The 23,685-nt window shown below is 70.5% G+C and carries 21 protein-coding genes; 12 read left to right on the top strand and 9 right to left on the bottom strand.

Translation table 11 applies throughout. From position 1 onward, the window contains the following. The first annotated feature begins 14 nt into the window (after positions 1 to 14). Together ABEA24_RS50820 and murA are read left to right on the top strand one after the other, a co-directional pair. Entirely contained in the window at positions 15 to 974 is a 960-nt protein-coding gene (locus ABEA24_RS50820) for a helix-turn-helix domain-containing protein (RefSeq protein WP_345443440.1), read from the top strand. A gap of 105 nt (positions 975 to 1,079) precedes the next feature. Continuing rightward, positions 1,080 to 2,387: a UDP-N-acetylglucosamine 1-carboxyvinyltransferase gene (gene murA / locus ABEA24_RS50815; protein WP_345443437.1), complete on the top strand. Its 1,308-nt coding sequence runs from the start codon at positions 1,080 to 1,082 to the stop codon at positions 2,385 to 2,387. Between the two features lie 77 nt (positions 2,388 to 2,464). Here murA and ABEA24_RS50810 read toward each other — a convergent pair whose 3' ends face one another. From ABEA24_RS50810 to ABEA24_RS50785, 6 genes are all read right to left on the bottom strand, one after another. Continuing rightward, positions 2,465 to 2,911, bottom strand: coding sequence for a hypothetical protein (locus ABEA24_RS50810; RefSeq protein WP_345443434.1), 447 nt, complete (start codon positions 2,909 to 2,911; stop codon positions 2,465 to 2,467). A gap of 72 nt (positions 2,912 to 2,983) precedes the next feature. Beyond that, complete coding sequence (locus ABEA24_RS50805; RefSeq protein ID WP_345443431.1) at positions 2,984 to 4,495, bottom strand: glycosyltransferase family 2 protein; 1,512 nt, start codon at positions 4,493 to 4,495, stop codon at positions 2,984 to 2,986. Continuing rightward, on the bottom strand, positions 4,492 to 4,866 hold the full coding sequence (locus ABEA24_RS50800) for an NUDIX hydrolase (RefSeq protein WP_345443428.1): 375 nt from the start codon (positions 4,864 to 4,866) through the stop codon (positions 4,492 to 4,494). Before ABEA24_RS50800 ends, ABEA24_RS50805 begins: the two co-directional genes overlap by 4 nt. 67 nt (positions 4,867 to 4,933) lie before the next feature. After that, positions 4,934 to 6,229 (bottom strand): RICIN domain-containing protein, encoded by a 1,296-nt coding sequence (locus ABEA24_RS50795; protein WP_345443425.1) that lies wholly within the window; start codon positions 6,227 to 6,229, stop codon positions 4,934 to 4,936. A 198-nt stretch (positions 6,230 to 6,427) separates the two neighbouring features. After that, the gene (locus tag ABEA24_RS50790) at positions 6,428 to 7,579 is read right to left on the bottom strand and encodes a L,D-transpeptidase (protein WP_345443422.1); all 1,152 of its coding nucleotides are present in this window, start codon (positions 7,577 to 7,579) and stop codon (positions 6,428 to 6,430) included. Between the two features lie 117 nt (positions 7,580 to 7,696). Beyond that, on the bottom strand, positions 7,697 to 8,440 hold the full coding sequence (locus ABEA24_RS50785) for a VC0807 family protein (protein WP_345443419.1): 744 nt from the start codon (positions 8,438 to 8,440) through the stop codon (positions 7,697 to 7,699). 199 nt (positions 8,441 to 8,639) lie between these two features. Here ABEA24_RS50785 and ABEA24_RS50780 point away from each other — a divergent pair, with 199 nt between their 5' ends. Both ABEA24_RS50780 and ABEA24_RS50775 read left to right on the top strand, forming a co-directional pair. Further along, positions 8,640 to 8,909: a DUF1876 domain-containing protein gene (locus ABEA24_RS50780; RefSeq protein ID WP_345443417.1), complete on the top strand. Its 270-nt coding sequence runs from the start codon at positions 8,640 to 8,642 to the stop codon at positions 8,907 to 8,909. A 67-nt stretch (positions 8,910 to 8,976) separates the two neighbouring features. Continuing rightward, a complete protein-coding gene (locus ABEA24_RS50775) occupies positions 8,977 to 9,306 on the top strand; it encodes a CU044_2847 family protein (RefSeq protein WP_345443415.1) in 330 nt (109 codons plus the stop codon). 34 nt (positions 9,307 to 9,340) lie between these two features. On the opposite strand, the gene ABEA24_RS50770 is transcribed toward ABEA24_RS50775, so the two are convergent. Then, positions 9,341 to 11,527: a CHAT domain-containing tetratricopeptide repeat protein gene (locus ABEA24_RS50770; protein ID WP_345443412.1), complete on the bottom strand. Its 2,187-nt coding sequence runs from the start codon at positions 11,525 to 11,527 to the stop codon at positions 9,341 to 9,343. 397 nt (positions 11,528 to 11,924) lie between these two features. Here ABEA24_RS50770 and ABEA24_RS50765 point away from each other — a divergent pair, with 397 nt between their 5' ends. The 3 genes from ABEA24_RS50765 (at position 11,925) to ABEA24_RS50755 (ending at position 17,114) form a co-directional block, all read left to right on the top strand. Beyond that, positions 11,925 to 13,307 carry a tryptophanase gene (locus tag ABEA24_RS50765; RefSeq protein ID WP_345443409.1) on the top strand — a complete coding sequence of 461 codons (1,383 nt, stop codon included), beginning with the start codon at positions 11,925 to 11,927 and terminating at the stop codon, positions 13,305 to 13,307. Positions 13,308 to 13,364: 57 nt separating this feature from the next. Beyond that, complete coding sequence (locus ABEA24_RS50760) at positions 13,365 to 14,858, top strand: M1 family metallopeptidase (protein WP_345443406.1); 1,494 nt, start codon at positions 13,365 to 13,367, stop codon at positions 14,856 to 14,858. Between the two features lie 492 nt (positions 14,859 to 15,350). Then, on the top strand, positions 15,351 to 17,114 hold the full coding sequence (locus ABEA24_RS50755) for a S53 family peptidase (RefSeq protein ID WP_345443403.1): 1,764 nt from the start codon (positions 15,351 to 15,353) through the stop codon (positions 17,112 to 17,114). Positions 17,115 to 17,160: 46 nt separating this feature from the next. Here ABEA24_RS50755 and ABEA24_RS50750 read toward each other — a convergent pair whose 3' ends face one another. Continuing rightward, a complete protein-coding gene (locus ABEA24_RS50750) occupies positions 17,161 to 17,784 on the bottom strand; it encodes a PaaI family thioesterase (RefSeq protein WP_345443400.1) in 624 nt (207 codons plus the stop codon). A 384-nt stretch (positions 17,785 to 18,168) separates the two neighbouring features. Here ABEA24_RS50750 and ABEA24_RS50745 point away from each other — a divergent pair, with 384 nt between their 5' ends. Next, positions 18,169 to 18,747, top strand: a complete 579-nt coding sequence (locus tag ABEA24_RS50745) for a hypothetical protein (RefSeq protein WP_345443398.1) — start codon at positions 18,169 to 18,171, stop codon at positions 18,745 to 18,747. Positions 18,748 to 18,998: 251 nt separating this feature from the next. After that, positions 18,999 to 19,562: a CGNR zinc finger domain-containing protein gene (locus ABEA24_RS50740; RefSeq protein WP_345443395.1), complete on the top strand. Its 564-nt coding sequence runs from the start codon at positions 18,999 to 19,001 to the stop codon at positions 19,560 to 19,562. Here ABEA24_RS50740 and folP read toward each other — a convergent pair. Beyond that, positions 19,538 to 20,422 (bottom strand): dihydropteroate synthase, encoded by an 885-nt coding sequence (folP, locus tag ABEA24_RS50735; protein WP_345443498.1) that lies wholly within the window; start codon positions 20,420 to 20,422, stop codon positions 19,538 to 19,540. The genes ABEA24_RS50740 and folP overlap by 25 nt on opposite strands. 302 nt (positions 20,423 to 20,724) lie before the next feature. Here folP and gmd point away from each other — a divergent pair, with 302 nt between their 5' ends. The 3 genes from gmd to ABEA24_RS50720 all read left to right on the top strand — a co-directional run bounded on the left by gmd (position 20,725) and on the right by ABEA24_RS50720 (position 23,627). After that, entirely contained in the window at positions 20,725 to 21,759 is a 1,035-nt protein-coding gene (gene gmd / locus ABEA24_RS50730) for a GDP-mannose 4,6-dehydratase (RefSeq protein ID WP_345443494.1), read from the top strand. A 105-nt stretch (positions 21,760 to 21,864) separates the two neighbouring features. Continuing rightward, a complete protein-coding gene (locus tag ABEA24_RS50725) occupies positions 21,865 to 22,134 on the top strand; it encodes a UBP-type zinc finger domain-containing protein (RefSeq protein ID WP_345443392.1) in 270 nt (89 codons plus the stop codon). Then, positions 22,131 to 23,627 (top strand): MFS transporter, encoded by a 1,497-nt coding sequence (locus ABEA24_RS50720; protein WP_345443389.1) that lies wholly within the window; start codon positions 22,131 to 22,133, stop codon positions 23,625 to 23,627. The genes ABEA24_RS50725 and ABEA24_RS50720 overlap by 4 nt, the downstream gene beginning before the upstream one ends. The last annotated feature ends 58 nt before the right edge of the window (positions 23,628 to 23,685 follow it).

Below are 23,685 nucleotides of genomic sequence, written 5' to 3'. Positions count from 1 at the left end.
GACACGATGCGCGCATGATTCAGGACGGCCGGATCCTCGCGCCGCTCGACGTGGCCGCCTTCGACGAGACCGTCTACCGGGAGCTGCTCGCCGGTCCCGAGGCGACAGCCCAGGAACTGGCCGAACGCCTCGGCTGCGGGTCCGACCGGCTGGTCCGCGCACTCGACCGGCTACGAGCCCGCGGCCTCGTCAGCCGGCTGTCCGGCCGCCCGCGGCGCTACGCCGCGGCCGAGCCGGACATCGCGCTCGACGCCCTCATCCGCGAGCGCGAGCAGGACCTGACCCGGCTTCGTACGGCGGCGGCCGAGATGGCCGTGCTGTACCGCCGCGAGCGCGTCGGGCAGGCCGGGGCCGTCGAGCTCGTCACCGGGCGGGACGAGGTCGCCCGCCGGTTCCTGCGGTTGCAGCACACGGTCCGGCGGGACATGCGCATGCTCGACCGGCCGCCGTACGCTCTCGCCGCGACCAACCCGGTCGAACCGGGCGCGCTGCAACGCGGCGTGCGCTGGCGGGCCGTGTACGCGCCCGAGGCGCTCGAACAGCCCGGAGCGCTCCAGGAGATCCACGCGCTCGTCGCGCAGGGCGAGCAGGCGCGGGTGGCGAGCGGCATCCCGGTCAAGCTGGCCATCGCGGACGCCGACGCCGCCCTGGTGTCCGTGCAGCTGGAGCAGGCGACCACCGAGGCCGCGCTCGTCCACCCGTCCGCGCTGCTGGACGCCCTGGTCCAGTTGTTCGAGTTCATCTGGGCGGCGGCCGCGCCCCTCGCCGCGACGACGCGGACGTCGCCGCTGACGGAGGATGATCGGCGGCTCCTCGACCTGCTCCTCGCCGGGATGAAGGACGACGCGATCGCCCGTCACCTCGGGCTGAGCACCCGGACCATGCGCCGCCGGATGAAGAACCTGCTCGACCTGCTCGGCGCGGACAACCGCTTCCAGGCGGGTGCGCAGGCCGTGCGCCGCGGCTGGCTGTGACACGTCGCAGGCCGGCGGCCCCGGCCCTGGGTGGGAGAGGTCACCTCGCCGGGCCACGGCGCGGGCCGTCGATGGTGCCGGCGTTCCACCCGTACAGTGGTCGGCGTGGCTGAAGAGGCATGGAAGGTAGAACCGTCGGGTCCGCTGCGCGGTGACATTCACGTGCGCGGGTCGAAGAACGGTGTCACGAAGCATATGGTCGCGGCCATGCTCGGGGAGGGCGAGAGCACGATCCGCAACGCCCCCGAGGTGGGCGACGTGGAGATCACCGGCGCGATGCTGGAGGCCCTCGGGCACACGGTCGAACGCAACGGGCCCGACATCACCGTCTCCCCGGGAGCGGTGACCGAGCCCCGCGTGCCCAGGGCGTTCACCGGGCTGAACCGCATTCCGATCCTCATGGTCGGCCCGCTGCTCCACCTCGCCGGCGAGGCGTTCGTCCCCCTCGTGGGCGGTGACCCCATCGGCCGGCGCCCCGTCGACTTCCACGTCGACGCGCTGCGCGCCATGGGCGCCGAGGTGGAGGTCGGCGACACCGGCATCTCCGCCCGCGCGAGCCGGCTGTACGGCGCCCGCATCGACCTGCCCTACCCCAGCGTCGGCGCCACCGAGACGGTGCTGATGACCGCGGTGCTCGCCGAGGGCAAGACGGTGCTGCGCGGCGCCGCCATGGAGCCCGAGGTGGTCGAGCTCGCGCTGTTCCTGCAGCGGATGGGCGCGCACATCGAGCTCAGCCCCGACCGCCGCATCGTCATCGAGGGCGTCGACAAGCTGAAGGGCGCGTCGACACGGCTCGCCGGGGACCGCCTCGAGGCCTTCTCGTACCTCGTCGCCGGGCTCATCACCCGCGGCGAGGTCCGTGTGCACGGCTGCACGCAGGACCGCCTCGTCACCGCGATCACGACGCTGGCCCGGATGGGCGCCCGCTTCGAGATCACCGACGAGTGGATCACCGCGTCGGCGCCGGACGGGCTGCGCCCGGCCGCCGTGCACACCGACACGCACCCGGGCTACATGACCGACTGGCAGCAGCCGCTCATGGTGCTGTTCACCCAGGCCGAGGGCATGTCGGTGCTCCACGAGACGGTGTTCGAGAACCGCCTGGTGTACGTCCCGGCCCTGAAGAAGATGGGCTGCGAGATCGAGGTGTTCAGCGCGTGCCTCGGCGGTCCGGCCTGCCGTTTCCACGACAGCAACTCGGTGCACTCGGCGGTCGTCCGCGGCGTCTCGAAGCTGACCGGCGCCGACGTCACCATGCCCGACGTACGGGCGGGATTCTCGGCCGTCCTGGCCGCGTCGGTGGCGGACGGCCCGTCGACCCTGCGCGGCGTGCACCACATCGAGCGGGGCTACCACCGCCCGGCCGAGCAGTTCGCGTCCCTCGGCCTGAAGCTCCAGCCCGTCACCGTCTGACCGGACCGCGTCCCGACCTCAGGTGATGCGCGATACGGCGACCGCCGCGCGGCTCTGTCGCGACGGCGGTCGTCCGCTCACGGGTGGTAGACCTCGGCGACCTTGGTGACCGTGCGGCCCTTCATGGTCAGGTAGGCGTCGACCTGGTCGCCGCCCTTGACGGCGGCCTCGAGCTGCTGCAGCGTGCAGGGCTTCGTCCCGACACCGGTCTTCTCGTCCACGGTCGCGTCCTCGCCGGAGCAGATGTTCACCGCGCTGAGCACGGCGGCGTTCTTCGCGACGGTGGCGTTCTGCACGGGCCCGGTCGGCTCGATGGCGTCGTCGGGTTCCTGCACCTTCTTGGTGCCCTGGTACTCCAGGGCACCCGACGCGGCGTCATACGTCTTCAGCACGACGACCTGCGTCGTGACGACCTTCCCCGACTCGGCCGCGGTGGCCTTGGGCTTGTCGCCACTGCAGGCTCCGCTCAGCAGCAGGGCGGCCATCGCCCCGGCCGCTCCGAACAAACGCACCGATCTCGTCATGATCACCTCCGGCCCGGAGACGATACAACAGCGCGCCGTGCCGTGTACGCGGAGCGCGGGAATCGCAGCAGATCACGCGCGCAGTCGGCGCACGGCGCGGCGGGCGCCGGGGATCTTCTTGATCGCCCGCCGCAGCAGCGGCCCTTCCGGCCGGGCCCGCTCGTCCTCGGAGGCGAGGACGCGGACGCTGAGCCTCCCGTTCTCGGTGCGGTACGGCATCAGGCGGCCCCGGCGCGCGATCTTCCCGACGCCCTCCAGCCGGCGCTCGCAGGTCCAGCCGCCGGTGTCCAGCCGGGCGACGAAGTCCCAGACGCCGGGTGCCAGTGCCGGGTCGGCGGCGGGGTCCACCACGGCCTCACCGGACATGGCGAACACCTCGGACGAGGTGACCGTCACCGGCAGGAGATGGTCGGCCGCGTCCTCCCGGCGCCGGACGTACAGGTCGAGCCGGCGGCCCTCGCCCGTCGCGTCGAGCAGGTCACCAGAGATCGGCAGCGGCACGGGCGGCTCCCACCGGCCGTCCCGGACGACGAACGGCGTGCCGTCCGCGTGCACGAGACGCGCGGTGAACCGCACCACGAGCCGGGCGTCGTCCCAGTGCAGCCCGTCCAGCGCCGTCTCGATCGCCACGCCGCGTTCGGCCTCGACCAGCCTGAACAGGTCGTCGTACGCGTCGGCGCGCAGGAGCGCGGCACGGACGCGCATCCGGAACGGCAGCCGCCGGTCGACGCTCTCGCCGAACCGCTCGACCACCACGCGGCGGGCCTCGTCGTACACGGCACGGCGGTACTCCGGCGGGGCCTCCAGGAAGCTCTTCTCCCCGAGCCGTTTGAGGATCTTCCCGCGGTACCAGTGCATGTAGTAGCGCTCGCGGTCGGGACCGGGCTCGACGTGCTCGTCGACGATGTCGAGGACCTCCCGCAGCGCGCCGTAGTAGTGCGCGGGGTCCGGCCGGCTTCGGGAGTAGCTACCGGGGCGCCGCACCCAGTGGCAGCACGGGTAGTCGGCGAGCACCGAGATCGTACGGGCCCGGAAGTACGCGGTGAGGACGAAGCGGTGGTCCTCCAGCCGCACCGGCCCTTCGGGGAACCGGATCCGGTGCTCGCCGAGGAAGGAGCGGCGGAACAGCTTGTGCGGCGTGAGGATGCCGTACAGCGCGTCCTTCAGCACGTCGGCGCGGTCACGAGATCGCCGGAACATGGCGCGGGGCACCGAACGGCCGTGCCCGACCATCTTGCCGATCACGATGTCGGCGTCGTTGCGCACCGCCATCGCGTGCATGCGCTCGAGCGCCTCGGGACCGAGCCAGTCGTCGTCGTCTAGGAAGTAGACGTAGTCGCCGTGGGCCTCGTCGATCCCGGTGTTGCGCGGCCCGCCGGGGCCGCCGCTGGGCGGCAGGTGGACGACCCGTACGCGGTCGTGTTCGGCGGCCAGCGCGTCGAGGAGCTTCTCGGTGCCGTCGTCCGACCCGTCGTCGGCGAAGATCACCTCATAGTCGTCGAGGGTCTGGCCGAGGAGGGACTCGACGCACTTGGTCAGGTGCTCGCCGGTGTTGAACACCGGCACGACCACGCTCACCTTCACCGTGTCAGCTCCAGCGCGGCCCGTACCGCGGGGGCGAGCAGGTGATGGTCGGCGGGGTCGACGAAGAGCCACTCGTCGACCTCACCGGTCGCCGACAGCTCTCCCTCGTAGTCGGCGGTGTAGCAGGCCATCCGCACCCGGGTGCCCGGCGGCTGGTCGTGCGCCGGCGCCTCGACGACGCCGATCGCCCGGAAGGTGCTCCGGTCGAGCCGGACGCCGAGCTCCTCGCGCACCTCGCGGGAGAGCGCCGTCCAGTCGTCCTCCCCCGGCTCGCGCTTGCCGCCGGGCAGGTAGAGCCGGTCACGCGCCCGCGCGCGTACGGCCAGCAGCCGCCCCTGCGACATATGAACCCATCCGACCACATCCAGCACGGAGCCATCCTGCCAGGCCCGCGTCTGTCACGCGCATCAGACGCGGGCCGGAGCCGCAGGTCATCCCTCAGTTCTGGGCGACCAGCCGGTAGGACTGGGCGGCCGTGCCGTTGCAGGTGTACTGGACGAGTTGGACCCCGTCTGCGGTCGACGCGGCGGGGACGTCGAGGCACTTGCCACTGCCCCGGTTGACGAAGTGGTAGTAGCCGTCCCCCTCGGACACCGGCTGCCACTGCTGGTTTTCGCCGCCGCCGTACGTCCAGAGCTGGATCGGGGCGTTGTCGGCGGTCGACACGTCGGTGACGTCGAGTACCTGGGCGCTGTTGCCGCGGTTGTCGACGCGAACGTAGTTCCCGCTGGTCGGCGCGAACTGGTACTGCTGAGCGTTGGTGGCGTTGCAGGCGTACTGCTGGATCGCGGTGCCGTTGGCCGTGCCGGCCGAGCGGGCGTCGACGCACTTGCCGCTGCCCTTGTTGACGACGGAGTACCACGCCGTCGGGCTCGGCTCCGTCGGGGGAGGTGTGGTGCCGTCCGCGCCGGCCAGCCAGCGCAGGCCGTTGATCAGCCACTGATTCTGCTGGGCGCTCGCGAAGGTGGACGATTTGCGCGTGTTGGTGGAGTAGTCCATGTCATTGTGGCCGAAGTTGGCGTACAGCATCTTGTACTTCTTGTTGGTCCACATGATCGGGTAGAAGCCGCTGTGCCACTGCTGGTTCGGGTCGGTGCCGACCGGGAAGCTGGAGGCGTCGATCGACGTCAGGATGTCGATGTCGGGGTTCTGCCGCAGGTCACGACTCCACGAGTACCACTCGCTCACCGAGGACTGGATGGTCGCGGGCAGTCCCGCCGTGGACGGGTGGCCGCGATCCTCGATCTTCAGGGTCTCGGCGGTCGGCCCCCAGGTATTCGTCTGGAACACGCCCGAGCCCAGGAAGGTGTTGAAGTACCAGCTCCACGAGTCGGGGTCGGTGGTGAAGGCGCTGACGTGGAAGCCCATCCAGGCCCCGCCGTTCTGCATGTAGGTCTGGAACGCGGCGCGCTGGCTCGCGGGCGGGACGTCGTCCAGGAACATGATGACCTTGTACTGCGACAGGTCCGGGGAGCTGAGGCGGCTCCAGTCCGTCGTCGCCTCCCAGGTGAAGCCGTACTGGGCGCCGGCCGCGGGGAACCATTCCTTGGCCTCTTTGTCGAAGTCGATGTGGGCGGCATCCCACGTGCCGCTGTAGAAGGCGAGCACCTTGAACGGGGTGGCGGCCTGCCTGGCGACGGCACCGCCGGCGGGGCTGCCGACGACTCCGATGGAGGCCGCGACGGCGATGCCGGAGAGCACGGCGAGGGAGCGTTTCACGAATTCTCTGAGCACGGGGATCCTTCAGCGGTGGGGGTGGCGGGCGCTGAGAATGGAGCCCTGAGATGAGCCGAAAGTCCCTTCTTTAGTAAACTTTCCTAATAGCGGGCTCGCGCCGAGATTACGATCGGCCATGACCGCTGTCAACGCCGGGACGCGACGGACGTGCTTCACCCGCGACGATGCCGGCCTGCACCGGGATCCGGCTCGATGTCAGTGCAGGGCGCTGCCCTTCTGCCAGTCGGACCAGGACAGTTGCCAGTAGCCGTAGCCGTTGTCCGGCTCGAGCTCGCGGTCGGTGCCGGTGACCTTGACGATGTCCCCGCGGTTCGACAGGTCGTAGAACCACTTGGCGAAGGACGGGGGCGCGTTGACGCAGCCGTGGCTGACGTTCTCCTTGCCCTGCGAGCCGACGGACCAGGGCGCGGAGTGGACGTACTCGCCGCTGGAGGAGATCTGCACGGCCTGGTAGACGGTGAGGCTGTAGTAGTTCGGGTCGCTCGTGTTCGTCACGCCCATCCAGCCGGACGTCATCGTGACGGGGCTCTGCTTGCCCATGACCGCGTGGACGCCGTTCGTGGTGGTGTACTTCTGCTCTCCGCCCTTGCCGGCGCTGATCGGGGCGGTCTTGGCCGTCCGGCCGTTGACCGTGACCGTCATCTGGTGCTCCTTCACGTCGACGGTGCTGACGTGGGAGTCGCCGATCGTGATGGTCCGGCTGTAGTCCTTGGTCCCGTAGGTGTCCTTGGCACCGCGGACGCCGGTCAGGTTGGCGGTGAACGTCACGGTCTGGTGCGGCTGCCAGTAGTCCTTGGTGCGGTAGACGGCCTCCTGGTTCCCATACCACCGCCAGGCGCCCTCGGCCGGCTTGGACGAGGTGACCCGCAGGGCGCGCTCGACGTTCTCCTTGTTGTAGACCGGGTCGCTGAACTTGACGATGAGCGGCATCCCCACGCCGACCGTCTCTCCGGGCATCGGCGTGATGTCCGCGATGCCGAACGTCCGTTTCGGAGTGAGCGTCTGGAACGCACTGTTCGCCGTGGTGGTCTTACCGCCGGAGTTCTTCGCCGTCGCCGTGACCGTGTACTTCGTCGCGGGCTTGAGCATCCCGCTCGACGTCCACTGGGCGTGGCCCTTGTCGAACGTGCCGGCGACCTGCCCGCCGTCGGATCGTACGGTGACGTCGCCCAGCCTTCCCTTGGCCGCTTTGACGACGATCGGCTGGTCGGGACGGCTGTCGGCCGCGCCGTTGGCAGGCGTGATGGTGACCGAGGCCGGCGAGGCCGACGAGCCGGACAGACCGCATCCCGTGGACAGCAGCAGCGTCGTCGCTCCGGTTACCGTGAGCATCGTTCGGCGCTTCACGCGAATCTCTCCCTCGACATGCGATGGCGATCAGGGGTTGGGGGCCAGATGCCCTCATAGGGAGAGATGTCACCTACGGCGTGTTGGTTCGCCGCGATGGGCGAGATCAGGTCGCCGTCACCGCAGGGCCAGGTCGGCGGACCGGGCCGATCCGGGCAGCGCGGGGACCTCGGCGGACGGAGCCATACCGGGCAGCGCGGGGACCTCGGCGGACGGAGCCATACCGGGCAGCGCGGGGACCGCCGTGACGCGGTTCACGCAGCGCTTGAACCCCCACACCGAGATCAGCACCGCGACCGCTCCCAGGAGCCCGACCGCCGTGGTCCGGACCCACAGGTACGTGCCGATCGACTGGTTGAACAGCAGCCAGAGGCTGATGGCGGTGTTGAGCGTGAAGGTGAGGGACCACAGCAGCGAGATCCGCAGGAAGAACCGGCGGACGCGGTGGTGGGCGAGGAACGCCTCCGGCAGCGGCACCAGGTCGGTGGCGACCTTGGCGGCGAGAGGGCGGCCGAGCGGCACCGAGGCGAGGAACGACAGGGCGACCAGCATCGTGCCCAGAGTCGGCTGGAGGAAGTAGACGACGGCGCTTCCCGTGACCGCGGCGAGGGCGGCGCGGGCGGTCACGCCTAGTGCCGCGAGCAGGAGGGTGCCGGGCACGGGGCGGCGCCGTACGACGCGGACGAGGATCCCGCCGTAGACCCAGGCGACCGCGGTCACCAGCGCGCCGTTCAGACCGAGCAGGATGAGCCCCGCGTAGAACACCACCACGGGGGCGATCATGCCTTCGACGACCCGGGGCAGCGCGTGCAGGAGAAGTGCGGTCAGGCGGGGAATCTCGAACCGGTGGGGGGATTCCATGTGCCGGGCGACTCCCGATCGATCGACTTCAGGAGGACCGGGACAACGGTACGCGAAGATCCCCATTGCATAGGCCCGCTTTGCGGCATTCGTCCGGCACCCGTGGGCGCACCGCGATGAGGGACCTTCGCCCCTGCCTTCGTCCGCCTGCCGGCGGAAGCCTCGTAGTAGGGAGGCCCGGCGTCCAAGGAGGGTGGAGATGAGAATGCAGGATCGATGGTCCGTCGAGATCTACCTCGACGAACAGGAGGGCCAGACACACGCCGAGGCGCGGCTCCTCGCCCGGGACACCGAGAAGGCGCGCGGCCGTGGAAAGGCGCGATGCAACCCGGCCGACTGGGACGTCCCGGAGATCGGCGCGGAGCTCGCGACGTCGCGGGCGCTGTCCGACCTGGCGCACCGGCTGCTCGACCTCGCCGCCTCCGACATCGAGGCGGTCACCCACGAACACGTCACGCTCAACCAATGACCGGTACCCGCGACCGTACGACCCGGAAGGCGTGACACGGCCGAGCGAGGATCGGAGGAGCGGCGCGATGGGAAGGCTGGTGGAGTTCCCGCTGGAGGACGGGGGCACGGTCGTCATCGCGGTGACGGACGTCCCGACGTGCGATGACGGCCCCGTGCTCCGCGGCATCGACGGGGGCCGCGTCGTCGAGCAGGCACAGCGCACCTTCGAGGAGGCGATAGATCAGATACGGCCCGCCGCGCAGGCCCTGGTGGCCCGGTTGCGGGCACTCGCCGATCCGCCGGACGAGATGCACATCACGTTCGGCCTCGACCTTCATGTCAAGGCGGGGGCGATCATCGCGGAGACCGGCGCCGACGCCAACTTCGCGGTCGAGTTGACGTGGCGACGCTCCTGACCGCCGGATGTGCGTTCCCGGCTCGGCGAGCCCGCTACTTCCGCAGTTCGTCCAGAATGGTGTTGACCCGCTTGGACATCGGCATCATCGCGTCGTAGGCCGACACGTTCTCACCGCCGTACAGGCAGAAGCGCAGACGGAACTGGTCCGCGGTCGCGCAGTAGATGTACTGATGTTTTGAACCTCGCGTCGTGCGCGCCTCACAGCTCAGTATTCCGGTGAGGTTTCCGCTGTGACTCTGCCAGATCTTCTCGCCCACACGCGGCGGCCTCTTGGCATGGCACTCCCACCGCCGCCCTCCCCGTTTCGCATAGTCGTCCATGGCCCTCGTGGATGTGAACAGCTGGAACAGAACGGGGAAATCCTCGGAGCATGACGCCTGGGCCAGGATCCCGTCGGCATGGTTGGACGGGCCTTTCTCGCAGTCGGCGGCGTATGGGGTCATCCCGATGTAGCTCCACAGACGCCGGTCCGGGTCGTGACTCTTCTGGTAGGCGGACACGATGCCGTAGAGACCGAGCGCTACGAGGAGGACCAGGGGCACGGCGGCCCACCGCCGCCGCGATGCCCGGCGTCGCGGCGAAGGCCGACCGGCGACGGATGGCGGCGGTGTTCCTGAGACGCCACCGGTGCCCGTGACGCCCTCTGGCGGTGGAGGCGGCGCGCCATGGGGCGGGTGAGCCGAGGGCGGTGACCGCAGCGCCTCCAGTTCGGCGCTCACCTCGTCGGCGACCCGCTCGTTCCCCAGGTCCTCGTACAGTCGCCGCTCGGCCTCCAGGTCGGCGATGCGCTGCCCGCGAAGGCAGTCGTCGCGCCTGATGAACGCCTCGGGATGCTCGGGGTCCTGCTCGATCACCGTCGCGTACGAACGGATCGCGGCATCCCATTCGCCGTTCCGCTCCGCCGCCTGGCCGCGTTCGAAGGCCTTGGCGGCGCGCAGGGCGGCACGCGCCCGGTCTCGCCGCTCGGCCGCGTCCCGGTAGCCCGGGTCGAGCGTGAGGACACCGTTAAGCAGGGTGATCGCCGCCTCGTAGTCGTGGTGCCGGAGTTCTCCCAGTGCCTGGATGTAGTTCGCCCGCAGGGCCGCCGTCTGCCCGGTCTCCTCGGGCGACCCCGTGGCCGTCTCCGGCTTCGCGCCGGAGACGGTGAACAGCGGTGAATCCTCGCCACGCAGGTAGAGGACGGGCGTCACCCACTCGAGGGTGTCGGCGCCCGAGCCGATGATCGCGATGCGGCCGATGCGCACCGCCTCGCTGATCGCCCGGTTGCCGACGACCCCGGAGTAGAAACCACCGGCGAACGCCGTCGCGGCAGGATCGCTGATCGCGAACTGCATGGCGACGGCGGCCTGCACTCCGCTGCGTACGAGCGCGGCGGCGGTGCTCGAGAACAGGTCCTCCACACCCGTCTCTCCGGACGAACAGGAATTGAGCACGACCAGCCTCGGCTGCGGGGCCGCCGTGCTGAGCAGCGTCGTGAACCTCGACGCCGAGACATGGTCGGCGGTCCCCCCGGGACCGACCAGCGCCAGGACTCCCGCCCCGCCCCGGAAGCCACCATGGCCGATGAAGTGCACGACGTGCCACGGTCCGGCGAGGAGTTTGCGCTGGAGGTCCATCCATCCCCCGCCGTCCGCCCAGACGAGCTCGACCTGGCCGCCCAGGCCCGCCAGGACCTCGCTCAGCCGGCGCTGCTCTTCCGCGACGTCGAGCGGGCAGAGGTCGGAGGGGCTCGCGGTCATGCCGAGAATGCGCAACGGCGGATCGATGTGCAGCGGATGGGTCGCCGACGGAACGGTCATGTAGCGCAGGATCGGCTCGGCCTGGCAGACATAAATGTCATTCTCGGAATCGAACATCGTCTCCCACGGCAACGCGGCGAGTTCGGGGTCCTGGAGCCGCAGAACGACGCGCAGCGACTCTCCGCGTTCGGCCGCGGCGGCGAGGCTTCCCGCGTAACGTCCGTACACCGGCCCGTTGAAGAGGGCGGAGAAGAGCACGTTCCCGATGTCTCGTACGGGCCCTTCGGCGGTCGAATCGTGGGCCCGGCTGGTCACCGCGGAGGCCAGCACCACCGACTGCAGTTCACGACGCCGCGCGAGCAGCGCATTCGTGTCGAGCCGGAGCCGCCCCGACGTGCCGCCGGCGGGCGACGACAACACATTGACCTGATATTCCCCGATGCCACCGCGCAGGATCTCCACTTCGAAGTCGCATCGCATGACCCTCATCCCCCGGACATCGATACCTCCACGGTCCTGACCGGGATTCGACTGGTAGTAGGGTCTTTCGTCCCCGCATCCGTAAAAACATCGAGGTCGGCCGGTAGCTCGCCGTACCGCCGGGCCGCCACCACCTCGCGCTCGTGCGAGCCACGGCGAGGCGGGCGGCACCGCGACGATCCGGTACGCCGACGGACCACCTCGCCGCCGACATCGAGGCGGTCGCCCAGGAACACGTCTCACTCATCCCCTGACCGAAGGGCCACCCGCTGACGGCATGTGGTCAATCCAGTTACGTAAACGTGAAATACCCCGTTAACGGGCTAGATGACCGATACGCTCCTAACCCTCATTACCGGTTGCCCGAAATTAGGCCGGGCCAGCAAGGAGCTAGGGCATGCCCCTCATGGAGCCGTACCGCATCAAGGTCGTCGAGCCGATTCCGGTGACCACACGCGCAGTCCGCGAGAAGGCGCTGGAGCGCGCGGGACACAACCTGTTCAACCTGAGCGCGGACGAGGTCACGATCGACCTGCTCACCGACTCCGGCACCGGGGCTCTGTCCGCCGCCCAGCAGGCGGCCGCCGCGCTGGGCGACGAGAGCTACGCGGGCGCGCGGTCGTACCATCGGTTCCGTGCGGTCGTCGACGAACTGACGGCTTATCCGCACGTCTTCCCCGTCCACCAGGGGCGGGCCGCGGAGCGCATCCTGTTCTCCGCGCTGCTCGAGCCGGGCCAGATCACCATCAGCAACACGCATTTCGACACCACGCGCGCCAACTCGGAGCTGGCCGGGTGCGAGGCGCGCGATCTGCCCTGCCCCGAGATGAAGGACCTCGAAAGCGACGAGCCGTTCAAGGGGAACATCGATCTGGTGGCCCTGGAAGCCGCTCTGACCGGCCCGGACGCCGACCGCATCGGCATCGTGATCATGACGATCACCAACAACGGAGGCGGCGGGCAGCCGGTCTCCATGGCCAACCTCGAGGCCGCGTCGCGGCTCTGCCGCCGACATGCCGTGCCGTTCTTCCTGGACGCCGGGCGGTTCGCCGAGAACGCGTGGCTGGTGACCCAGCGCGAGCCCGGCTACGAGAACTCCTCTCCCCGCGAGGTGGCGAAAGCGGCGTTCCGGCTGGCCGACGGCTGCCTGGCGAGCCTGAAGAAGGACGGGATCGCCAACATCGGTGGCCTGCTCGCGCTCCGCGATGACGACGTGGCCCGGCGCTGCGAGCTCATCCTGACCGCCACGGAGGGGTTCCGCACGTACGGCGGCCTGGCGGGCCGGGACCTGGAGATGCTCGCCCAAGGGCTGATCGAGGTCACGGATCCGCACTACCTGCGCGCCCGGGCCGACGCGGCCGCGCACCTCGCCGAACTCGTCAACACGGCAGGCGTCGGCACCGTACGGCCGCCGGGGATCCACGGGGTCTACCTGAACGCCGGACGCCTGCTGCCGCACATTCCGCCGGAGCGGTTCCCGGGCCACGCACTGGCGTGCGCGCTGTACATCGAGGGCGGCATCCGCTCGGTGGAACTGGGCTCGCTCTTCCTCGGCGAGGTCGACTCGGACGGTCGGCTCCGGACGCCGGCCCCGTACGAACTGCTCCGCCTCGCCCTGCCGCGCCGGGTCTACACCCAGAGCCACCTGGAGTACGTCGCCGAGATCGTCGCCGCCGTGGCCAAGCGGGCCGAGAGCGTCCCCGGCTACCGCCTCGTCACCGTCCCTCCCATCCTCCGTCACTTCAACGCGACATTGGAGCCCATCACACCATTGACCTGACGCCACAGAAACTCCCTATTATCCCACCGGGTCAACTTGGAGAAAGCGGGAGAGTAAATGCGCAGCAGACGACTGACCGCCGCGGTGGCGGCCACCGCCGGCGTCCTCCTGGCGGCCACGGCCGCCCACGCGGACGCCGGCCCGGGCGCGCCGGGGATCGGCGATCCGTACTACCCCGACTACGGGAACGGCGGTTACGACGTCGCCCACTACGGCCTCGACCTGAGGTACCGGCCGTCCGACGACCGCCTCGACGGCACGGCGACCATCACCGCCCGGGCGACTCAGGACCTCACCCGCTTTGACCTGGACTTCCTGCTCGACGTCTCCTCGGTGACGGTGAACGGCCGGCCGGCGCGGTTCACGGCCTCCGGCGCCCACGAGCTGGTGATCACCCCGGCGGCCGTCCTCCGCAAGGGCCGGCCGCTCACCGTCGTCGTCCGGTACTCCGGCGTCCCGTCGACGAAGAAGTACAACGACTACGTCGGCTGGGCCCGGACCCCGGACGGCGCGGTCGCCGCGCAGGAGCCGGAGAGCGCCTGGTGGTGGTTCCCCAGCAACGACCATCCGCTCGACAAGGCGACGTACGACATCCAGATCGCCGTGCCGGAGGGCCTGCAGACGATCAGCAACGGCGAGCCGACCGGCACGCGCACCGCGGGCGGCTGGACGCGGTACGGCTGGCGCGAGACCCGCCAGCAGGCGACGTACCTCGCGACGCTCGCGATCGGCAAGTTCGACGTCCATCGCTCCCGGACGAAGAGCGGCCTCCCGGTCATCACCGCCTACAGCCCCGACCTGCCCGCCGACCGCGCGGCGGCGGCCAAGGCGAGCGTCGAGCGGACCGCCGAGGTCGTCGACTGGGAGAGCCGGATCTTCGGCCCCTACCCGTTCACCTCGCTCGGCGGGTACGTGCCGAACGTGACCTCCCACTTCGCGCTGGAGACCCAGACCCGGGTGTTCTACAGCCCGTACGGCTTCCGCAACGGGCCCCGGCCGTACCTCGTCGTGCACGAGAACGCCCACCAGTGGTTCGGGGACAGCGTCTCGCTCGCCCGGTGGAGCGACATCTGGCTGAACGAGGGGTTCGCGACGTACGCCGAGTGGCTGTGGTCGGAGCAGCACGGCGAGGGCACGGCCGCCGAACTGGCCAAGAAGACCTACGACTCCTACCCGGCGGACGACGCGTTCTGGCAGGTGAAGCCGGGCGACCCGGGACCGGGTGAGAACCAGTTCGCCGACGCCGTCTACGACCGCGGCGCGATGGCCCTGCAGGCGCTGCGGGCGAAGGTCGGCGACCGGGCCTTCTTCACGATCCTGCGCACCTGGGCGGCGCAGAAGCGGTACGGCAACGCGACGATCCCGGAGTTCGTCGCGCACGCCGAGCGGGTGTCCGGTCAGCGGCTCGGGGACCTGTTCCAGACCTGGCTGTTCACCCCGGGACGTCCGGCCGCACCGCCGCAGCCGGTCGCCGCGACGGCTCAGCCGAAGTCGTGGCCGCAGATCCGGCAGGCGCACGCCGCCCTGCACACCCCAACGCTTCACCCCTGACTTAACGGCCGTCCGGAACCGGCCACCAGCCCGGCCACCTGCCCGAGCAGGTGGCCGGACGCATTTCCGGCGCCCCGGGCCGGGCGCCCTGTGACGCGTCGGCGCCCTGTGCCGGTCGCGGCCGGGTGCAGCGGGCGTACACGCGGCACGGATGCCGTGCAGGGCGTGGCGGCACGAGCGCCCCGGCGACGGGTACGAGGGCGGCTCCCTGACGACCGCCGCGGCCATGGCCAGCCGATACATCCCTTCAAGCTTCGTTGAAGTTGTTGCTACCCGCGTTTCCGGTCTGTCATCGTATGCGGGCACACACACCATGAGTGGTCATCCGGCTACTGGTGTCACATCAGTCCCAGGACCGCCTCCGCCGACCTGGAAGCCGGAAACCCGACCGAACGAGTGGAACCGGCGATTCGTCGCGCTCGTCTGAGCGCTCACGCACGGTCCGCCCGTGCGTGTTCGAGAAATTCATAGACGACGAAACGGGGTAGATCCGTGCGCAAGCGCCGGACCGCATATCTCAGCGGGCTGCTCGCACTGACCGTGCTGAGCGGTTGCGGGAGCTCTGGGCACTCCAGCAAACCGTCGGCATCGCCGACCGCGGCCGTATCGTGGAAGTTCACGACCCTCGATCTCGGGATCCCGGACAAGGTGCTCAAGGCACCGGTCACCGGCAAGGTCCCGGACGACAAGACGCTGCACGTCGGCGTCACGCTGAAGGTCAGCGACGAGGCCTGGAAGAAGTTCGGGCACGGCAAGAGCCCGGCCCAGCGGGCCGGGGACGTCGGCAAGGACCTCGGCATCACCGACGCGCAGCTCCAGAAGGTCCAGGCCTACCTCAACCAGGCCCACATCCAGGCCAAGACCAGCAAGACGCGCACCAGCGTGACCTTCGACGTCAAGGCCGGCCAGGCCGCCAAGCTGCTGCGCACGTCCTTCGTCACGCACAAGCTGAACGGCCGCACCTACTTCACGCCCGACCCGAACCACCCGCCGCAGATCCCCGAGCAGATCAAGCCGTACATCCTGGCCGTCACGGGCCTGGAGAGCTACAGCGTCGCCCCCAAGGCCCGTGCGCTGGGCGCCTCGGCGCCCGGACGCGCGCTCCCGACTCGCGCGGGGCGCTGCATCCAGCGGTTCCCCCAGAAGTTCGCGTCGAGTCAGCGGGTCGCCGCCGCGTACGGGTTCAACCAGCTGTGGGGGCAGGGCTGGCGCGGGGAGAACATGACGGTCAACCTCGTCGAGATGGACGGGTACGACCGGAACGACGTCGCCAACTACGTCGCGTGCACCGGCGCCCACATCCAGCTCGGCAACGTGAACCTCGGGGCGACCGAGCCCGCGGTCGGCGCGGAGGCCACCCTCGACATCCAGATGCTGGCGGGCCTGGCCCCGAACCTGCGCATCGTGGACTACCAGGAGGACCCCGAGCTGCTGAACAGCGGCAACGGCGCCGACTCCTGGGCCGCGCTCAACAACGCGCTGCAGCGGATCATCGACGACAACGCCGACAAGAAGCGGCCGGGCAGCATCGTCAGCATCAGCATGGGCGGCCCGGAGGGCTTCCTGTCGCAGCCCATCATGCAGGCGATCGACCAGAGCCTTCGGATCCTCACCGCCACCGAGCAGATGTCGGTGTTCATCTCGAGCGGTGACTGCGGCGCGTTCGCCGACCGGCAGTACGGCTCGCTCGACGTCTCCTTCCCCGCGAGCTCGCCGTACGCCGTCTCGGTGGGCGGCACCCGCCTCGACCTGGCGCCGAACGGGGCCCGTACCGGGGAGGTCGTCTGGTCCGACCGGTCGAGCCTGTCCCGGTGCGAGAACCAGTGGGGCAGCGGCGGCGGAGTGAGCAAGGTGTTCCAGCGGCCGTCGTACCAGCAGGCGCCGGGCGCGGACAACCGGTACGCCGCCAGTGGCGGCCGGCAGGTCCCGGACATCTCCGCGGCCGCGATCAACCTGCCGATCTACTTCCGGGGCAATTGGGTGTCGTCCGGCGGCACGAGCGCGGCGGCGCCCATCTGGGCGGCCGGAATGGCACTGGTGAACCAGGGCCTGCTGGCGCGAGCCCACATCTTCTGCTACGGCCCGGACACCTTCTACCACGCGCTCAGCGCGGGGGCTGCCAACAGGCCGTACACCGACGTGGTCGCGGGCAACAACCTGTACTACCCGGCGACGGCCGGCTTCGACCTGTCGACGGGTCTGGGCAGCCCGAACCTGCCGGCGTTCTTCAACACGCTGGCGGCCAACCCGGGCTGACCGGACGCCCGGCCCGGCGCGCGGAGGCGCGCCGGGTCTTCGGCGGTCACAGGTCCGGGTCGGTGTCCTTCGCGGACGCGACCGGCCGCAGCGGCTTGCGCAGCGGCACGATCATCATGCTGAAGTCGGCCGCGGCGATGACGCGCTCCTCCACGTCGGTGACCCGGCACTCCACGACGATGAGCTGACGGCCGGCCTTCAGCACCTGGGCCCGCGCGTAGACCACGTCGCCGTGCGGGCGGCCGAGGTACCGGACGTGCAGGTCGGCCGTGACGAGGCTCTGCCGGCCCGGCTCGAACCCGCTCCCCCGGGCCGCGGCCGTGCCGGCCGCCACGTCGATGAGCGTGGCGATCGCGCCGCCGTGCAGGTTACCGGTGCTGTTGAACGCCTGCGGCCGGATCGGCATGGACAGCACCGCGTGATCCTCGCCGATCTCGACCATCTCCAGACCGAGCAGGTCGTGCAGTGGCGTGTCGTGACGCAGGGCGTTACGCAGCGACTTCTGGTCCGACTCCGGCAGGTCGACGATACGGACGGTGGCACCCGGCCCCTGCGGGCGGCCCGGCGCCGGTCCCTCCATCATCGAAGGCCCGGCCGGGTCTGCTCGGCCGATCTTCTGGGGTTCATCTGTTGTGGCCCGATCCTGCGACATCTCCGCTTGCTCGGACATGTGACTCCTTCGGCTCGCACCTGATCCGCCGTATCGCAGTTTACGGACAGCACCTCGCCTCCGCCGTGATCGCCGCCCCGCCCGCCGTCTTTATGGGCAATAGGGCGAATCATCCAAAAGGACGGATACCAGAAGATCGATTAAGTCGGCACCGGGGGTCCTCGCGTCCCACCACGCCCCCACCTGGATAATCTTCCACGGAGGAGGATGCCCGATCTGGGCCATCGACATTCCTCTTAAACCGCCCTATTACCACATAAGTCGACCGACACCTTGGCCAGCCCGCCCGATGGAATCCGAACTTCGCCATAGGAGAAGGCCACCGGACCGGGAAGATAGGCGTCTTATGACGTACCGCGAATAGCCCGAAAGAAGGGGACTCGGATGAGACACGCGCGCGATGGCGCGGTGACGGTGACGGATACCGCGAACCAGATACTCCTGCTCCGCGGCCGGTCGGAGCCGCCCGAGGCGGCCAATCCGGACGTCACCTGGGGCCCGCGGGCGCTCGACGGCGTCTCCGTGCCGACCCGGAACGGGCAGCGCCTCCAGATCGGGCTGCCCGGCCCCGCCGACGACCGAGCGGTCACCGCCGTCCGCCCGACTCTCCGGGTCTTCCCCGGCGTCGACACCGACACCGACCTGATCGCCCAGACCACCACCACGGGCGTGCGCCTCATCACGGTGCTGCACGGGCCGGACGCGCCCACGGAGTTCCGCTTCGCCCTGGGACTCGGCGAAGGCCTCTCCCTCGACGCGGCGCCGTCCGGAGGGTACGACGTCGTCCACGACCGGTACGGCGCGACCGTGGGCCGGTTCCACCGGCCGTGGGCGTGCGACGCGCTCTACCGTCCGATCACGGCGGCGTACGACCTCGACGGCTCGGTCCTCGTGATGACCGTCGGGCACCGGGAGGCCGACGCCCTCTATCCCGTCATCGCCGACCCGTTCTACGCCCGGTGACGTCCCAGGCCTCGGGTCCGATCCGGCCGGCCACCGTGCGGGACAGCAGTACCACGACGGCGAAGACCAGCCCGACCGCCGAAAGCGACATCGGACCCATGGCGCCCACTCTTCCCCAAATCGCCCTCGTATCGCACGAGGGGGTCGTGAGGCACGCCACAATGTAAACCGAGAGGTTCGCGGTTCGAAGTAAGTAGCGTATGCGCGTACGCTGATTACTTTACGACCGTGTCCGCCGGACGGGAGTCGAAGTGCTTTTCAGCCATGACACCGAGCACGCACTCCAGATCGTGGTCGATCTGGTCAACACCGGGCCGCCGGCCACCGCGACCGAACACCTTCCCGACCTGGCCGCCCTGCAGGAGTTCGTCGACCGCAACCTGCTGAGCGACGCGCACGACCTCGACGCCGGCGACCTCACCGCCACCCGCGGCCTTCGCGACCGCTTCCACGAGGTCTTCCGCACGGCCGAGGACAAGGAGACGGCCGTGCGCCGGATCAACGCGATCATCGCGGAGGCGCGCACCTCACCGCACCTGACCGACCACGACGGGTACGACTGGCACGTCCACTTCTTCGCGCCGGGCGCGCGGCTGGCCGAGCACCTCGCGGCCGAGGGCGGCATCGCCATCGCCTACGTCCTCGCCGCCGACGAGCTCGACCGGCTGCGCGTCTGCGAGGCCCCCGACTGCTCCCGGGTGCTCGTCGACCTGTCCCGCAACCGGTGCCGGCGGTACTGCGACAGCCGCACGTGCGGCAACCGCATGCACGTCGCCGCCTACCGCGCCCGTCAGCGCGAGTCGGCGACGGGCTGACCCGCGGGCCCGACGGAGGCCGGGCCACCCGGCTCGGCGACGCCGGGACGCGTCCGATCCGGGCCGCCCGGGTCCGTGGCGGGGCCGCTCCGCAGGGCGGCGACCGCGTCCAGCGCCCGCCGGGCCCCGGCGGCGTCGTGGACCCGGAAGACCCGGGCGCCGAGCCAGGCCGAGACCCCCAGCACCGCCATCGTCCCCACGCCGCGCTTGTCCACCGGCCGGCCGAGCGTCTCCCCGATGAAGTCCTTGTTCGACACGGCCACGAGGACCGGCCACCCGGTGCGGGTCAGCTCGCCGAGGCGACGCGTGATCTCCAGCGACTGACGGGTGTTCTTGCCGAAGTCGTGCGCCGGATCGATGAGGATCGCGTCGCGGCGCACCCCCAGCGACACGGCGCGCTCCGCCTCGGCGGTCACGTGCCGGACGACGTCGGCCACCACGTCGTCGTAGGCCACCCGGTGCGGACGGGTCCGCGGGCGCAGACCGCCGGCGTGCGCGCAGACCAGGCCGATGTCGTACGCCGCCGCCACCTCGGCCAGCCGCGGGTCAGGCCCGCCCCACGTGTCGTTGAGCAGGTCGGCTCCGGCCGCCGCGACCGCCTCGCCGACCTCCGCGCGCCAGGTGTCGACGCTGACGACCACGCCGGGGTGGCGTTCGCGCACCGCCGCGACCAGGTCGACGACCCGCCGGAGCTCCTCGGCGACCCCGACGTCCTCGCCCGGCCCGGCCTTGACGCCGCCGATGTCGACGATGTCGGCGCCGGCCTCCACCGCCGCGTCGACGGCCGCGAGCGCCGCGTCGAAGGCATAGGTCGCGCCCTTGTCGAAGAACGAGTCGGGGGTCCGGTTGACCACGGCCATGACCGCGAAGTCGTCGAGGGCCCGTCCGCCGAGCCGCAACCGGGCGGGGCCCCGGCCCGGGCTCGCGTCGGCGGGATCCTTCGCCGCCTCCGGCGTCTCCACCCCCCGGAGACGCCCGCCTCCCCCATCACGCACCACGACATCCTATTCGGCGCCCCCGGCCGGGCTCTGGGCACGGACCCCGCAGAGCCAAACGAATCTGATTCGGGTCACCGTGGGCCGCTATCGCCATCGCGCGGCGGGGGCGGCTAACCTCTGGGGTCACACGAAACGGGCAAAGCCCCGTGAGCATGGAGGTTCCGCTGACCACGCGAGCGCTCATCACCGGGATCACCGGGCAGGACGGCTCGTACCTCGCCGAGCATCTGCTCGAGCGGGGATACGAGGTGTGGGGCCTGGTCCGCGGCCAGGCGAACCCGCACGTGTCGAGGCTGCGCAAGCACATCGGCGACGTGGGGCTGGTCTACGGCGACCTCCTGGACCAGGGCAGCCTCATCTCCGCCGTGGAGAAGGTGCGGCCCGACGAGGTGTACAACCTCGGTGCCATCTCCTTCGTGCCCATGTCCTGGCAGCAGGCGGAGATCACCGCCGAGGTCACCGGGATGGGCGTCCTGCGGATGCTCGAGGCGATCCGGGTGGTCAGCGGCATCAGCGGCTCCCGCACGCCGGACGGCGGCCAGATCCGCTTCTACCAGGCGTCGTCGTCGGAGATGTTCGGCCAGGTGCGCGAGACGCCGCAGAACGAGCGGACGCCCTTCCACCCGCGCAGCCCGTACGGCGTCGCCAAGACCTACGGGCACTTCATCACCCAGAACTACCGGGAGTCGTACGGGATGTTCGCCGTCAGCGGCATCCTGTTCAACCACGAGTCGCCGCGCCGGGGAGCGGAGTTCGTCACCCGCAAGATCTCCCTCGGCGTGGCGCGCATCAAGCTCGGCCTGGCGACGGAGCTCCGGCTCGGGAACCTCGAGGCGCGGCGCGACTGGGGCTTCGCCGGCGACTACGTCCGGGCGATGCGGCTGATGCTCGCGCAGGAGACCCCGGAGGACTACGTCATCGGCACCGGCCGCACCCAGTCGGTGCGCGACCTCGTCGAGCTCGCCTTCAGCACCGCCGGTCTGGACTGGCGGGACCATGTGATCGCCGACCCGGGGCTCACCCGCCCCGCCGAGGTCGACCTGCTGTGCGGGGACCCGAAGAAGGCCCGGGACCAGCTCGGCTGGGAGCCCACCGTGTCGTTCGAGGAACTGGTCGCGATGATGGTGGAGTCCGACCTGGCGCTGCTGTCGCGCTCGGACCGGCCGGAGGACGAACCGCTGAGCTTCGACCACTGGTAGGGCCTGTCTCGAAGTCCTCGTCCGTAACGAGCGCGCAGTGGGTCAGCGGGGCTTCGAGCCAGGCCCTTCAGCGCGGCATGCCCGTCGCGTGCGAGTATGCCTTTTATGACGACGACCACCTGTGATCACGTTTCGACGCTGCCGGAGCCCGCGCCCGAGGCGCGCACTCCGGAAGGGTGTGAGGACTGCCTGCGTGTGGGCGGCCGGTGGGTCCACCTGCGGCTGTGCCTGACCTGCGGGCACGTCGGCTGTTGCGACTCCTCCCCTGCCAAGCACGCGACGGCGCACCACCATGAGACCTCTCACCCGATCGTGCGGTCCTTCGAGCCGGGTGAGGACTGGCGCTGGTGCTACACCGATGAAGTGATCGTTTGAACCTGCGACTGTCCGAGGCCCGTGGGCGCTGGGTGCTGGCCGCCACCGTCCTCGGCTCCAGCCTGGCGATGCTCGACGCCACGATCGTCAACGTGGCGCTGCCGCGCATCGGCAAGGACTTCCAGGCCTCCGTGGCCGGCCTGCAGTGGACCATCAACGCCTACACCCTCACGCTGGCCGGCCTGATCCTGCTCGGCGGCTCGCTGGGCGACCGGTTCGGCCGCCGGAAGGTGTTCGCGATCGGCGTCGTGTGGTTCGCGGTCGCGTCCGCCCTGTGCGGGCTCGCCCCGAACATCGGGATTCTGGTGCTCGCCCGTGCCCTGCAGGGCGTGGGCGGCGCGCTGCTGACGCCCGGGTCGCTGGCCATCATCCAGGCGTCGTTCGCGCCGGACGACCGGCCGCGTGCCGTCGGCGCCTGGTCCGGGCTCGGCGGCGTCGCGGGCGCGATCGGGCCGTTCCTCGGCGGCTGGATCATCGCGGCGGCCGGGTGGCGCTGGGCGTTCCTGCTGAACCTCCCGCTCGCCGCCGTCGTCGTCCTCGTCGCCGCCCGGCACGTCCCGGAGAGCCGCGACGAGAGCGAGCAACGGGGCTTCGACATTCTGGGCGCGGCGCTCGCCGCCCTCGCGCTGGCCTGCGTGACGTACGCCCTGACCGAGGCTCCCGAGAAGGGCACGTCGACGGCGGTCGTCGTCGTCACGGCCGTGATCGGCGTCGCGGCGGGCGCGGCGTTCGTCATGGTCGAGCGGCGCAGGTCCAACGGGCACGGCCCGAGCGCCATGATGCCGGTCGGGATCTTCCGGTCCGGCCAGTTCACCGCCGTCAACGTGGTGACGTTCCTCGTGTACGGCGGAATGGGCGTTCAGTTCTTCCTACTCGTCGTCGAACTGCAGGTCGTGGCCGGCTACTCCCCCATCCTCGCGGGCACGGCCCTGCTCCCCGTGACCGTGCTGATGCTGCTCCTGTCCTCCCGGGCGGGCGCCCTGGCCCAGCGCGTCGGCCCGCGTCTTCCCATGACCGTCGGGCTGGTCCTGGCCACCGCCGGGATGCTGCTGACCCTGCGCATCGGCCCGCACGCGTCGTACGTCCGGGACGTGCTGCCCGCCGCCGTGATCTTCGGGCTGGGCCTGTCGGCGACCGTGGCACCGCTCACCGCGACCGTGCTGGCCACCGCCGACGTCCGGCACGCGGGCGTCGCGAGCGGCGTCAACAACGCGGTCGCCCGCGCCGCGAGTCTCCTCGCGGTCGCGGGCGTCCCGCCCGCCGTCGGCCTCACCGGGAACGCCTACGCGAACCCGCACGTCTTCGACGACGGCTTCCACTCCGCCATGCTGTTCGCGGCGGCCCTGCTGGCCGTCGGCGCGGTGCTGACGTTCCTCACCGTCCGCGACGACGCCCTCAGTCCCGAACAGTGCACCGTCCGCCCGGAGTGCCCGTTCAACTGCCCCGTCGGCGCTCCGACGCTGGACCCGGGCACCGCCCGGGAACCGGCCTAGGGGTGTACGGCCCCCGCTTCTCGTACCCGGCTCAAGAACACGTACGGGGCCGTGCCCG

This window comes from Actinoallomurus vinaceus, assembly GCF_039542055.1.
Classification (GTDB): domain Bacteria; phylum Actinomycetota; class Actinomycetes; order Streptosporangiales; family Streptosporangiaceae; genus Actinoallomurus; species Actinoallomurus vinaceus.
Note: the sequence above shows the minus strand (reverse complement) of the source record. Positions and strands in the feature narration are given on the sequence as shown.